10 protein-coding genes are annotated in these 12,542 nt (G+C 73.8%); 6 read left to right on the top strand and 4 right to left on the bottom strand.

The window, feature by feature from the left end; genetic code table 11:
* Window positions 1-46 precede the first annotated feature (46 nt).
* On the top strand, window positions 47-1,654 hold the full coding sequence (locus ACSMHG_RS12510; RefSeq protein WP_435745450.1) for a flavin-containing monooxygenase: 1,608 nt from the start codon (window positions 47-49) through the stop codon (window positions 1,652-1,654).
* Window positions 1,651-2,493, top strand: coding sequence for an SDR family NAD(P)-dependent oxidoreductase (locus tag ACSMHG_RS12505; RefSeq protein WP_435745447.1), 843 nt, complete (start codon window positions 1,651-1,653; stop codon window positions 2,491-2,493). The genes ACSMHG_RS12510 and ACSMHG_RS12505 overlap by 4 nt, the downstream gene beginning before the upstream one ends.
* A 73-nt stretch (window positions 2,494-2,566) precedes the next feature.
* Here the strand turns inward: ACSMHG_RS12505 and ACSMHG_RS12500 are convergent, their stop codons facing one another.
* Complete coding sequence (locus tag ACSMHG_RS12500) at window positions 2,567-3,940, bottom strand: threonine/serine exporter family protein (protein WP_435745445.1); 1,374 nt, start codon at window positions 3,938-3,940, stop codon at window positions 2,567-2,569.
* Between the two features lie 67 nt (window positions 3,941-4,007).
* Here ACSMHG_RS12500 and ACSMHG_RS12495 point away from each other — a divergent pair, with 67 nt between their 5' ends.
* Window positions 4,008-5,153 (top strand): glutamate--cysteine ligase, encoded by a 1,146-nt coding sequence (locus tag ACSMHG_RS12495; RefSeq protein ID WP_435745443.1) that lies wholly within the window; start codon window positions 4,008-4,010, stop codon window positions 5,151-5,153.
* 7 nt (window positions 5,154-5,160) lie between these two features.
* Here ACSMHG_RS12495 and ACSMHG_RS12490 read toward each other — a convergent pair whose 3' ends face one another.
* Entirely contained in the window at window positions 5,161-6,264 is a 1,104-nt protein-coding gene (locus tag ACSMHG_RS12490; protein WP_435745441.1) for an FUSC family protein, read from the bottom strand.
* A gap of 55 nt (window positions 6,265-6,319) precedes the next feature.
* On the bottom strand, window positions 6,320-6,670 hold the full coding sequence (locus ACSMHG_RS12485) for a hypothetical protein (protein WP_435745438.1): 351 nt from the start codon (window positions 6,668-6,670) through the stop codon (window positions 6,320-6,322).
* A gap of 267 nt (window positions 6,671-6,937) precedes the next feature.
* Between ACSMHG_RS12485 and ACSMHG_RS12480 the strand changes: the two genes are divergently transcribed.
* Window positions 6,938-8,359 carry a WS/DGAT/MGAT family O-acyltransferase gene (locus ACSMHG_RS12480; protein ID WP_435745436.1) on the top strand — a complete coding sequence of 474 codons (1,422 nt, stop codon included), beginning with the start codon at window positions 6,938-6,940 and terminating at the stop codon, window positions 8,357-8,359.
* A gap of 32 nt (window positions 8,360-8,391) precedes the next feature.
* Here the strand turns inward: ACSMHG_RS12480 and ACSMHG_RS12475 are convergent, their stop codons facing one another.
* Window positions 8,392-9,576, bottom strand: coding sequence for a site-specific DNA-methyltransferase (locus tag ACSMHG_RS12475; protein ID WP_435745433.1), 1,185 nt, complete (start codon window positions 9,574-9,576; stop codon window positions 8,392-8,394).
* Between the two features lie 86 nt (window positions 9,577-9,662).
* Here ACSMHG_RS12475 and ACSMHG_RS12470 point away from each other — a divergent pair, with 86 nt between their 5' ends.
* The gene (locus tag ACSMHG_RS12470; RefSeq protein ID WP_435745430.1) at window positions 9,663-11,243 is read left to right on the top strand and encodes an alpha/beta hydrolase family protein; all 1,581 of its coding nucleotides are present in this window, start codon (window positions 9,663-9,665) and stop codon (window positions 11,241-11,243) included.
* Window positions 11,244-11,268: 25 nt separating this feature from the next.
* Window positions 11,269-12,528 carry a phosphodiester glycosidase family protein gene (locus ACSMHG_RS12465; protein WP_435745428.1) on the top strand — a complete coding sequence of 420 codons (1,260 nt, stop codon included), beginning with the start codon at window positions 11,269-11,271 and terminating at the stop codon, window positions 12,526-12,528.
* Window positions 12,529-12,542 lie beyond the last annotated feature (14 nt).

Here is a 12,542-nt window from a genome sequence, read left to right as displayed (position 1 = left end):
CCCAGTCTATTGACGGTTGTTCAATAGCGGCAATACCGTCGAGCCCATGACCTCGTACCCGACGACCCAGGCGCCGGACGGCGTCGGCGCCGACGCCGGTGCCGCCGACGGCACCGTCCGCCACGTCGACCACCTCGTGGTCGGCGCCGGCTTCGCCGGCCTCTGCGCGGCGATCAAGCTCGACGAGGACGGCGAGCGCGACTTCGTCGTGATCGAGAAGGGCGACGACGTCGGGGGCACCTGGCGCGACAACACCTACCCGGGCGCCGCCTGCGACGTGCCGAGCCAGCTCTACTCCTTTAGCTTCGCACCGAACCCCGACTGGTCGATGTCGTTCTCCCAGCAGCCGGAGATCCAGGCGTACCTGCAGCGGGTCGCCCGCGAGTCGGGCGTGCTCGACCGGTTCCGCTTCGGCACGACCGTGGAGCAGGCGACCTGGGACGACGCCGCCGCCCGCTGGACCGTGCGCACCAGCGCGGGCACCTGGTCGGCGCGCACCCTGGTCGCCGGCGCGGGCGGCCTCTCCGAGCCGCGACTGCCCGACGTCGAGGGCATCGAGGGGTTCACCGGCGAGCTCTTCCACTCCGCCCGCTGGAACCACGACGTCGACCTCACCGGCAAGCGGGTGGCCGTGATCGGCACCGGCGCCTCCGCGATCCAGATCGTGCCGGAGGTGCAGAAGGTCGCCGGCCGCCTCGACGTCTACCAGCGCACCGCGCCCTGGGTGATCCCCCGCAACGACCGCCACTACTCCGCCCTCGAGCGGGCGGCGCTCCGTCGCGTCCCGGGCCTGCAGAAGCTCTACCGCACCGCGATCTACTGGGGCCGGGAGAGCTACGTCCCCGCGTTCACCGTCGAGCCGAAGATCGCGCTGCCGGCGAAGAAGGCGGCCCAGCTCAACATCGCCCGCGGCATCTCCGACCCGGCGCTGCGGGCGAAGGTGACGCCGCACTTCGAGATCGGCTGCAAGCGGATCCTCATCAGCAACACCTACTACCCCGCCCTCGCCGCCGACAACGTCGACCTGGTGACCGACCGGATCGCGCGGGTGACGCCCACCTCGGTGGTCACCGCGGACGGCACCGAGCGCGAGATCGACGTGCTCATCGTCGCCACCGGCTTCTACACCACCGAGCTCCCCTTCACCGAGCACGTCGTCGGCCGCCGGGGACGCAGCCTCGCCGAGCGGTGGCGCGAGTCCGGCATGGCGGCGTACAAGGGCACCACCATCCCGGAGTTCCCCAACCTGTTCATGCTGGTCGGCCCGAACACCGGCCTCGGCCACTCGAGCATGGTCTTCATGATCGAGTCGCAGGTGCAGTACCTGCGCGAGGCGCTGCGCACCATGCGCGTCAACCGGTACGCCGCGCTCGAGCCGACCGAGGACGCGAACCGCCGCTGGAACGACGCCCTGCAGCGGCGGATGAGGCGGACCGTGTGGCACCGCGGCGGCTGCTCGAGCTGGTACCTCGACGAGCACGGCCGCAACACCACGCTCTGGCCGCGCACGACGTTCGGCTTTCGGGCCGCGCTGCGCGCCTTCGACACCGCCGCGTACGCCGTCCGCGGCGCGCCCCGCCGAACCGACCCATCGCTGCCCGGCTCCGCCGTGGCCGCCCCCACCCAGAACAGCCGAGAGGACGTGTCCGCATGAAGACGCTCGACGACAAGGTGGTCGTGATCACCGGAGCCGGCTCGGGCATCGGCCGGGCCCTGGCGCTGGACTGCGCTCGCCGCGGCTCCCTGCTCGCGCTCTCCGACGTGGACGAGGCGGGCCTCGCCGAGACCGCCGAGCAGGCGCGCGCCGCCGGCGCCCGCGAGGTCCGCTCGGACCGGCTCGACGTCGCGGACCGCGACGCCATGGCGGCCTACGCCGCCTCGGTCGCCCAGCAGCTCGGCCGGGTGAACGTCGTGGTCAACAACGCCGGCGTCGCGCTCGCCGGGGACTTCGACGACCTCGACTACTCCGACATGGAGTGGATCATCGGCATCAACTTCTGGGGCGTGGTGCACGGCACCAAGGAGTTCCTGCCGCACCTCATCGCCTCCGGCGACGGCCACGTGGTCAACCTGTCCTCGCTCTTCGGGCTCGTCTCGATGCCCGGCCAGTCGATGTACAACGCCAGCAAGTACGCCGTGCGCGGCATGTCCGAGGCGCTGCGGATCGAGCTGCTCTCGGCCGGCCACCCGGTCGGTGTCACCGTCGTCCACCCGGGCGGCATCAAGACCGCGATCGCCCGCAACGCCCGCGTCTCCTCGCGCGAGGACCAGGCCGCCACGGCGTCGTTCTTCGACAAGAAGCTGGCGAAGATGACCCCCGAGAAGGCCGCGGAGATCATCGTCGAGGGCATCCTCGGGAACAAGGCGCGGGTCCTGGTCGGCTCCGACGCGCACGCGCTGCACTGGTTCGGCAAGCTGGCCGGCGCTCGCTACCAGGACGTCGTGGCGCGGGTGTCGAAGAAGGTGCTGCCCGCGAAGACCACGGTGGTCTGACCCCTCCTCGGCCCATCTCCTCGGCCCATCTCCTCGGCACACCGGCCGGCCGCCTGCGGACCGCGGCGGCCGGTCAGCCCACCGTGTCCGCCCCTCCCCGACGGGCCGACCGCCGCGAGCGGGAGGTCCGTTCGGGGCGGGTCCGCACCGGGCCCACCAGGCGCGGCCCCGAGAGCCGGCTCTCGAGGCGGGCCGCCTCGCGCTTGACCGGCTGCGCGACGTACTCCCCGAAGATCACGCCGGCCGAGAGCGCCGTGGCCACGGAGGCCGCCGTCACCATGGCGAGCAGGCCGGCGCTGGTGGACATCCCGCCCTCGGCCAGGAGGGTGAGGCCGCGGTAGATCGACAGGCCCGGCAGCATCGGCACGATGGCGGAGACCACGACCACGAGGGGTGGGACGCGGAGCCGGCCACCGACGGTGTAGCCGACCAGCCCGACGAAGAACGCGGCGAGCGCGACCGACCACGCTCGGCCGATGCCCGGCACCGACAGCGTCTGCATGATCAGCATCGCCACGGCGGAGACAAGCGCGATCGGCGCGATGATGCGGCGCGGCGCGTGGGAGGCGTAGGCAAAGGCGCCGGCCGCGATCGCCGACCCCAGCACCGTCAGGCCCAGGGTCGAGAGATTCCCCCGGCCCGGGTCGAGGGCGGGGACGTCGGCGCCGAGGGCCGAGGCCAGCGTGATGCCCCCACTGACACCGCCGATGATGCCGGCCGTGGCCAGCAGCGCCTCGGTCAGGCGGGCGCCGGCGGTGATGTAGAAGCCGGTCAGCGCGTCCTGCAGGGCGCCCATGAAGCCGATCCCGGCCAGCAGCATGATGATGTTCGCGGTGACGACCAGGGACGGGTTGAGCGCCAGGGGCGTCGCGGCCACCGCCAGGGCGATGATCGTGGCCACCGCGCCGCCGGCGACCTGCTGGTAGAAGGCGGGGTAGCGCTGGCGCGACATCCGCAGCTGGAGCCGGTCGATGACGACCGCGGCCAGGAAGGCGATGGCGACCACGGCGGCGTCACCCCCGAGCTGGAGGCCGATGCCGCCGCACATGACGCCCCAGCCGAGGGTGATCGCCCAGCGCGGCCGGTCGTGGCCGGAGGAGGTGATCCGGCCGAGCTCGGTGCGCGCCTGCTTGAGGTCGAGCTCCTCGCGCAGGACCGCGCGGACCAGGTGGTCGACGCGGGTGAGGTGCTCGTAGTCGATCGCGCGCTGCTTGACCTGGCGCAGCTGGATCAGCGGCGGCTCGTCCTGGCTGATCTGGTAGCTCATCGACAGCGAGATGAAGGTGATGTCGACGTCGACGTTGCGCATCCCGAGGGCCCGCGCGACCGCCTGCATCGAGGCCGTCACGTCGGCCGCGCCCGCCCCCGAGGAGAGGAGGAGCTCACCCACGCGCAGGCAGAAGTCGAGGGTCTGCGTGTACGTGCGGACGGGGCTCTCCTCGGGCATGGCGCCGATGCTAGACAGCGACCTCCGGCGCCCGATCGGCCCACCGGTCGTGTGCTTCGCTGGGTGTGTGCGGATCGACTTCCGGGCCTCGCCCGAGCCCACCCTCGGCGTCGAGTGGGAGCTCGCCCTGGTCGACCGCGGGTCGCGGGACCTGGTCAACGGCGCCGCCGAGCTGCTGCGCGTTGCGCGGGAGCGGCTGTCCGACCCCGAGCGGCTCCACGAGGAGCTGCTGCGCAACACCGTGGAGGTCGTCACCGGCGTCTGCCACACCGTCGGGGAGGCGGTCGCGGAGCTGCAGCAGACGCTGGAGGTGGTGGTGCCGGTCGCCGACGAGCTCGGCGTGGACCTGTACGGCGCCGGCACCCACCCGTTCGCCTCCTGGACCGCCCAGCAGCTCACCGAGGGCCACCGCTACGAGGAGCTGATCAACCGCACGCAGTGGTGGGGCCGGCAGATGCTGATCTGGGGCGTGCACGTCCACGTCGGCCTGCCCGAGCAGGACCGCGTGATGCCGGTCCTCTCCGCGCTGCTCAACCACTACCCGCACCTGCAGGCGCTCTCGGCGTCCTCGCCGATCTGGGCGGGCGTGGACACCGGCTACGCGTCGAACCGGGCGCTGATGTTCCAACAGCTGCCGACCGCGGGGCTGCCGTTCCAGTTCGCCCGGTGGTCGGAGTTCGAGCGCTTCGCCGCCGACCAGGTGCAGACCGGCGTCGTCGACGAGCTGAGCGAGATCCGGTGGGACGTCCGCCCCGCCCCGCACCTGGGGACGCTGGAGAACCGGGTCTGCGACGGCGTCTCCTCCTTCGAGGACCTGGCCGCGATCGTGGCGCTGTGCCACTGCCTGGTGGTCGACCTCGACACCCGGGCAGCCGCCGGCGAGGAGCTGGCGACGATGCCGCCGTGGCACGTGCAGGAGAACAAGTGGCGCGCGGCCCGCTACGGCCTCGACGCGATCGTCATCCTCGACGCCGACTCGGGTGAGCGGCTGGTCACCGAGGACCTCGCCGACCTGCTGGTGCGCCTGGAGCCCGTGGCCGAGCGGCTGGGCTGCTCCGCCGAGCTGGCCTCGGTGGCCGACATCCCCGTCCGCGGGGCGTCGTACCAGCGCCAGCGGGCCGTCGCCGAGGAGTCCTCCGGCGACCTGGTCGCCGTGGTCGACTCCGTCGTGCGCGAGCTGCGCAACGGTCTGGGCCGCACGCCCGGCCGCTGATCGGTGGTCAGCGCGGTGGCGGGGGCAGGGCGTTCGTCGACTCGAGCTGGCTCAGCCCGGTGATGAGCAGCAGGTCGACCGTCACCGCTCGCAGCTGCGCGAGCACCACGTCCGCGGTCATCTCCGGAGCCCGCTCCACCCGCCCGGTGGCGTCCCCGACCGCGAGCAGGGCCGGACGCGCCGCGATGGGCAGCCGGTCGGCCGCGAGCTCCTCGGCGACCTCCTCGGCGGCGTCGGCGAGGTCGCTGGCGATCCCCGCGTACGACGGCGGCACCGGCCGCCGGTGGTAGGCCGCCACGGCGACGTGGCGCACCAGCACCCGCGTGCTGCGCAGTGCCCGGTCCAACGGCTCGACCAGCTCCACCATCCGCAGCAGGTTCCCGCGCTGGCGGAACCGGAAGGGCGAGGACGCGACGACCGAGAGCCCCTCGTCCGCCGCGGCCTGCAGCTCGCGGATGAGCCGGTCGGTGGCGCGCGCGTCGGCGAGCAGCTCGAAGCCCCGCTCGCTGGCGCCCTCCACCATCACCTCGCTGGCCGCCCGGAGCAGCCCGGCGATCTTCCGCGTCACCACCGCCGCCTGCTCCCGCGGACGGCGCAGGGCCGCCGAGGGGACCACGGTCGCCGCGACGAGCGCCACGCCGCCACCGACGAGGGCGTCGGTCCACCGGACCAGCGCCGCCCCCGGGTCGGGCACCAGGGTCGCGACGATGATCGCCTGCACCGCGGCCTGGGTGACCAGCAGCTGACCGCCGTCCAGGAGGAAGGCCGTCGTCATCGCCAGCGCCACGACCACCGTGAGCTGCCAGGCGCCGCTGCCGATCTGGAGGGTGAGCAGGTCCCCGACCAGGACGCCGACGGCGACCCCGACGGTCACCTCCGCGACCCGGCGCAGCCGCTGGCCGTAGCTGGTGCCGAGCGAGACCACCGCGGCGACCGGGGCGAAGAACGGCGTGGGGTGGTCGAGCACGTCGGCCGCCAGGAACCACGCCACCCCCGCAGCGATCGCGCACTGCGCGATCTGCCAGCGCTTGGCCGACAGACGGGCGAGCCGCGCGCGCACCGACGTGCGACCCCGGTCCCGGAGTCGGTCGAGCGGCCCCGGCTCCTCCATGACTCCGATGGTGCCAGAGGGGGCCCCGCCGGCCCCGCCGAGGCCGCTGCCCGGGTCAGGACCCGGCGGTCGACTGGGCGTAGTTGATCGCCCGCTTCATCTCTCCGAGGTCGCGGTACCAGGTGCGCACCTCGGTCCGGCAGCGCACGCGCAGCACCTGGGTGTCGTAGCCCCGGCACTCTGCCCGGGCCTCGGAGTCGACCGGCGGGAACTGCTCGGTGCCGTCGTAGCGGTAGATCTCGAAGCCGTGCAGCTTGTCACCGGTGATCTCCACGATCGTGCTCGGGTGCGGCTCGTAGGTGGCGGCGCTCGCGCCACCCGACCCGGCGGCGGCCGCACCGCCCACGCCACCACCCACGCCACCGACCACCACGCCGGCCGCGACCCCGGCCACTAGCCCGGCCACACCGGTTCCTGTCCCACCCACGACCCGCTTCCCCATGACGTACCTCCATCTCCCGGCACCGGCCAGCCCGGCGCGCAGCGACGACGCTAGGGAGCCCGGCGGGCCCGGCGGTCCGCCACGAGCCCGGCCGGTGGGGAACGCCGGATCGGCCGAGGCTGTGGACGACACCCGGCTCAGCCCTTGTGGCGGACGTCACCAGGAGTCACACTCACCCCCTGGCCGCGCGCTCGCGTTCGGCCGGCTGCTCCCTCGCGACGAAAGGCCCCCGTGGTCACTCCCATCGACCCCACCTCGCTGGCGTTCCTCCTCGCCGAGAACCGCAGCATGCCGATGCACGTGGGCGGCCTGCAGCTCTTCGAGAAGCCCGAGGACGCGGGGCCGGAGTACACCCGCGAGATGTACGAGTGCATGCGCGACGTCCAGGAGCTCTCCCCGCTGTTCCGCAAGCACCCGCACCGGTCCCTGCGGACCGGCGGCCAGCTGGTCTGGAAGCCCGACGCGCAGATCGACGTCGAGCACCACGTCCGCCACAGCGCCCTCCCGAGCCCCGGCCGCGTCCGGGAGCTGCTCGAGCTGTGCGGCCGCCTGCACAGCACGCGGCTGGCGTGGGACCGCCCGCTGTGGGAGTCGCACGTGATCGAGGGCCTGCAGGACGGCCGGGTCGCGCTCTACACCAAGGTCCACCACGCCCTGCTGGACGGCGTCTCGGCGATGCGGCTGCTGCAGAGCGTGCTCAGCCCCGATCCCGACGAGCGGGGCATGCGGGCGCCCTGGGAGGCCCGCCCCCGCAACGGCGGTCCGGGCCGCGCCCGGGGAGGGCGTCCTCCCGCCGGCGCCCCCCAGCTGTCGGAGGTCCCGGTCCAGGCGCTGCGCACCGCGCTCGGGATCACCGCCGAGGCCGCAGGCATGCCGGCAGCGCTGGTGCGCACGCTCAACAAGGGCCTGCGCAACGAGACCTCGGCCGTCTCGCTGCACGCGCCGCGGACCATCCTCAACCAGGCGATCACCGGATCGCGCCGGGTCGCCGCCCAGGACTGGCCGATCGAGCGGCTCCGGGCGATCAGCCGGGCGACGGGCACCACCATCAACGACGTGGTGCTCGCGATGTGTGCCGGCGCCCTGCGTGGCTACCTCCGCGAGCTCGGGGCGCTCCCCGACTCGGCGCTGGTCGCCATGGTGCCGGTCGGGCTCAACGCCAAGGAGTCGCACCTCGCCTCCACCGACGGCGGGAACGCCGTCGGCGCGGTGATGGTGAAGCTCGCGACCGACCGGGAGGACCCCGCCGACCGGCTCGAGGCCATCCACGCCTCCATGCGCGACGGCAAGGAGGCGCTGTCCTCGATGACGCCCGCGCAGATCGTGGCGATGAGCGCGCTGGGGCAGGCGCCGGCCATCGTGCTGCCGCTGCTGCGCATGCAGGGGCTGGTGCGGCCGCCGTACAACGTCATCATCAGCAACGTGCCCGGCCCCCGCACCACGCAGTACTGGAACGGCGCCCGGCTCGACGGCACCTACCCACTGTCCATCCCCATCAACGGCATGGCGCTCAACATCACCTGCACCTCCTACGCCGACAAGATGGCCTTCGGGCTGACCGGCTGCCGGCGGACGGTGCCGCACCTGCAACGGCTGCTCACCCACCTCGACGACGAGGTCGCCGCCCTGGAGAAGGCCGCCGACGTCGGCTGAGGGCCGGTCGCCCGGTGGCCCGGTCGCTCCGGTCAGTGCAGGCGGCGCTCCTCCAGCCCGCCGCCGAGGGTGGCGTCGACGGCGCGCAGCCGGGCCCGGGTGATGTCGGCGACCGTCAGCAGCCCGGCGGCGTGGGCGTTCGAGCCGACCCGGGTCGGCTCCGCGGAGTTGACCGAGACGCAGGTCCGGCTGCCGCCGTCCGCGGCGTTCTGCAGGGCGACGGCGTGGCCGGTGGTCCCGCTCCCGGCGAAGAAGTCGAGCACCACCGCGTCGTCGGGCATGGTGGCGAGCACCCGGCGTACGAGCCCGGTGGGCTTGGGCGACTCGAAGACGTGCCCGACCAGCGCCTTGAGCTCGGCCACCGCGGTGTCGGTCGAGCCCACCTCCTCGGCGAGCCAGATCGTCGTGAGCTTCTTGCGCCGCCCGCCCTCGCGGTGCAGCCAGTCCTTCTGGAACACGTCGACCCGCTCGCCGGTCCGCCCGCGGACCACGCGGCAGACCAGGTCGTCGGGGCGCTCGTCGATCAGCGGCCGGCTCCACCGCCACACGGCGGGCCGGCCGTCGCCGAAGACGGGCCGCACCTCCGCGGCACCGGCGAACGGCGCCGTCGCCACCCGGCCGTCGCTCGGGTCGCCCCACACCGGGAAGTGCAGGGTCGGCGCGGTCGCGGGGTTGAACTTCTTGTTCGTGTTCCGCAGCGGCAGGTGCCGGTAGCGGCGGCCGGTGCCCTCCTCGGTCAGCGGAAAGTCGCGCTCGTCGACCGCCTCGGCGCTGGTCGCGTCGAGGACCGTGCGGCGGGGGTCCCGGGCGTAGACGAGGAGGTACTCGTGGCTGGTCGCGAAGCCCCGGCCGAGCTGGCGGCCCTTCGGGTTGAGGTTGACCACGACCTGCGCGAGGAAGCACTCCTCGCCGAAGACCTCGTCCATCAGCAGCCGCAGCCGCGCGGCCTCGTGGTCGTCGATGCTGACGAAGATCGCACCGGTCACCCGCAGCAGGTCGCGGGCGGCCTCCAGCCGCGGGCGCATCATCGCCGCCCAGGCGGCGTGCCGGCTCGCGGGGCGGCCGCCCTCGTCGCGGAAGTCGTCGCGGTAGGCGAAGTCGTTGCCGGTGTTGTACGGCGGGTCCACGTAGACCAGGTCGACCTGGTCACCGGCGGCCGCCATGGCGCGCAGCACGTCGAGGTTGTCGCCCTCGACGAAGGTGTTCCACGGGCGCACCCGCCGCAGCCTAGTTCGACGGGTCCGTGACCTGCGCCACCTCCGGACGTTTACCGACTGGTAACCGAACCGACCCCGAGGACCCGATGCGCCGAACCGCTGCGACCCTGATGACCGCCCTGGTCGCCCTCGCGGGCACCCTGACCGCCGGGCCGGTCCCCGCCACCGCCGGGACGGCGGAGCCCGCCGAGCGCGCCGCCCAGCGCGTCACCGAGCGCAGCGGCTGCCTGCAGAGCGTCCCGGAGCCGGGCGAGACCGCGAAGGTCGACATCTGCTACACGATCTTCAAGCCAGCCGGCGCGTCGCGGAAGCGGCCGGTGCCGATGGTCATGCACAGCCACGGCTGGGGCGGCTCGCGCGCCGAGCTCGAGGAGGTGCAGGCCTTCGTCGACGCCGGGTACGGCGTCCTCACCTTCGACCAGCGCGGCTTCGGCACCTCCGGTGGCCACGCGCACGTGGAGGACCCCCGCTTCGAGGGGCACGACGTGCGCAGGCTGGTCCGGCTGGTCGCGCGGCTGCCGTGGGTCGAGCAGGACCGGCCCGGCGACCCGCGGCTCGGCGCGATCGGCGGCAGCTACGGCGGCGGCTACCAGTACCTCGCCGCCTTCGAGCTGCTGCGCACCAGGGGCCGGCCGCTCTTCGACGCGCTGGCGCCGCAGATCACCTGGCACGACCTCAGCCAGAGCCTCGCCCCGGACGACGTCGTGCGCACCGAGTGGGCGCTCGCGCTGAGCGCGATCTCCCTGCTGAGCGACGCGCTGCCGGGCACGGTCTACAAGGCGCTCGTCGAGGGCACGGTGCTCGGCACCTGGCCCGACGGGAGCGTCCCGGGCACCGAGGACATGGTCGAGTTCATGCGGCGCAACGGCCCGAAGTGGCACGTCGACCACGGGCGCCGCCTGGACATCCCGATGCTCCTCGGCCAGGGCACCACCGACGGGCTCTTCCCGCTGGAGCAGGGCTTCCAGAACTGGCGCAAGGCGATGACCGCCGGCGCCCGCAAGCGCTCGATCTTCGTCGGCTACAACGGCGGGCACGTGCTCCCGGCGATCCTGCCGGCCGGCACCGGCGCGACCGGTGACCCGTGCAGCCGGCGGCTGGGCGGCGGCGACTTCGAGCGGCTCAACGTCCGCTTCTTCGACCGGGTGCTCAAGCGGGACGGCACCCGGCTGCGCGGACTCGGCCGGATGCACCTGGCGACGCCGAGCGGCACCTGCACCACCATCACCAGCCCTCGCGCCAACCGGACCCGCGCGGTCGGCACCGTCGCGACGACCACGAGCGTCGGCGCACCGGTGGCCGTCCCGGTCGCTGCCGGCCCGATCCGGGTCGCGGGGACGCCATACCTCACCGGGAAGGTCACGGCCCCGGGCGTGCACAACCGGGCGTTCCTCGGGCTCGCGATCGGCACCTCGCCCCTCGACGCGCGGCTGGTTCAGAACAACGTCCTGCCGCTCCACGAGCCGCTTCCCGTCGAGGGCAAGCAGCGACGGGTCGACCTCCCCTCGGTGGCCGTCGACGTCCCCGCCGGGCAGCACCTCTACCTGCTCGCCACGGCGGTCAGCGACACCTTCGTCGCCATGGGCTCCCGGGTCCCCGGCGTCGTGACGATCGAGGACGCGATCGTCCATCTTCCTGTGGTCGGCCGTCGATCGGCTTACCGTTGACCAGGTGCGTGCCCACCTTCCCCTGATGTCCCGGCCCCCCAAGTCCCGGAGCCTGGCCGCCGGCGTCCTCACCTGCGCGGTGGCGCTGACCACGGCCGGTACGACGGCCGTGGCGGCCGACCCCGGGGCCGACCGCTCCCCCGCGGCCCGCGCCGAGGCCGACCGCCGGCCGCTGCACACCTCCGACGGCCAGCGCGGCTGGCTGACGTCGGACCTGCCGGTGGTCCCCCGGCTGCTGCGCCGTGCCGAGCCCGCGCCACCGGTCCGCACCGTCGTCGCCCCCGGCGTCACCCTCACCCGCTGGGAGCAGGTCGACGCACGCGGCCCGCAGCGCTTCCACCTGCTCACCGTCGACCCGTCGGTCCCGGGGGTCGGGCTCGACTACGCCGGCCCCGGCCGGATCGCCCGTACGGCGACCGTCCCCGCCCTGGTCGCGGGCGCCGACACGGTCGGCGGCGTCAACGGCGACTTCTTCGACATCGGCGACACCGACGCCCCGCTGGGGGTCGGCCAGGCCGCCGGCCGCGGGCTGCTCCACGCGCGCACGCACGGGTGGAACGCCTCGTTCGTGGTCCGCCGCGGCGGCCGGCCGGACATCGTCGAGGTGCCGATGCGCACGTCGGTGCGGCAGCGGCCGGAGCTGAAGGTCACCAACCTCAACTCGCCCTTCGTCCGGCCCGGCGGGATCGGGGTCTACACCGCCGACTGGGGCCGCACCTCGGGCTACCGCGTCACCAGCGGCCAACGCCGCAACGTGCGGATGCTGGTGGTCCGCGGTGGCCGGGTCGTGGAGAAGCGGGCCAAGCTCACCAAGGGGCGCGCCATCAAGGGCACGCTGCTCATCGGTCGCGGCAAGGGCGCCCGGGCACTCGCCGCCATCCCCCGCGGCAGCCGGCTCGGGGTCACCCGCTGGCTGGAGGGCGGGCCGCGGATGGCGATCAGCGGCAACCGGATCCTCGTCGACGAGGGCGTCGTGAAGGTGGTCGACGACCGCGAGCTGCACCCGCGCACGGCGCTCGGCATCGACCGCGACACCGGCGAGGTGCTCCTGCTGGTCGTCGACGGCCGCCAGGCCGCCAGCCGCGGCGCGACGATGGTCGAGCTCGCCGAGACGATGGCCGACCTCGGCGCCGACGAGGCGCTCAACCTCGACGGCGGCGGGTCCAGCACCATGGTCGCGCGCTCGTCCGCGGGCTCCCTCGGCGTCGTGAACGCCCCGTCCGACGGGTCGCTGCGGAAGGTCGCCAACGCGCTGCGGGTGACCTACCGCCCGCCTGCCGGCTGACCCGCCGCTCCCGC

It is taken from the genome of Nocardioides ureilyticus (assembly GCF_051280745.1).
Classification (GTDB): Bacteria; Actinomycetota; Actinomycetes; order Propionibacteriales; family Nocardioidaceae; genus Nocardioides.
Note: the sequence above shows the minus strand (reverse complement) of the source record. Positions and strands in the feature narration are given on the sequence as shown.

Coding starts and splice junctions, on each gene's coding strand:
- ACSMHG_RS12510 (WP_435745450.1), top strand. CDS start 47: ATGACCTCGTACCCGACGACCCAGGCGCCGGACGGCGTCGGCGCCGAC.
- ACSMHG_RS12505 (WP_435745447.1), top strand. CDS start 1,651: ATGAAGACGCTCGACGACAAGGTGGTCGTGATCACCGGAGCCGGCTCG.
- ACSMHG_RS12500 (WP_435745445.1), bottom strand. CDS start 3,940: ATGCCCGAGGAGAGCCCCGTCCGCACGTACACGCAGACCCTCGACTTC.
- ACSMHG_RS12490 (WP_435745441.1), bottom strand. CDS start 6,264: ATGGAGGAGCCGGGGCCGCTCGACCGACTCCGGGACCGGGGTCGCACG.
- ACSMHG_RS12470 (WP_435745430.1), top strand. CDS start 9,663: ATGCGCCGAACCGCTGCGACCCTGATGACCGCCCTGGTCGCCCTCGCG.
- ACSMHG_RS12465 (WP_435745428.1), top strand. CDS start 11,269: ATGTCCCGGCCCCCCAAGTCCCGGAGCCTGGCCGCCGGCGTCCTCACC.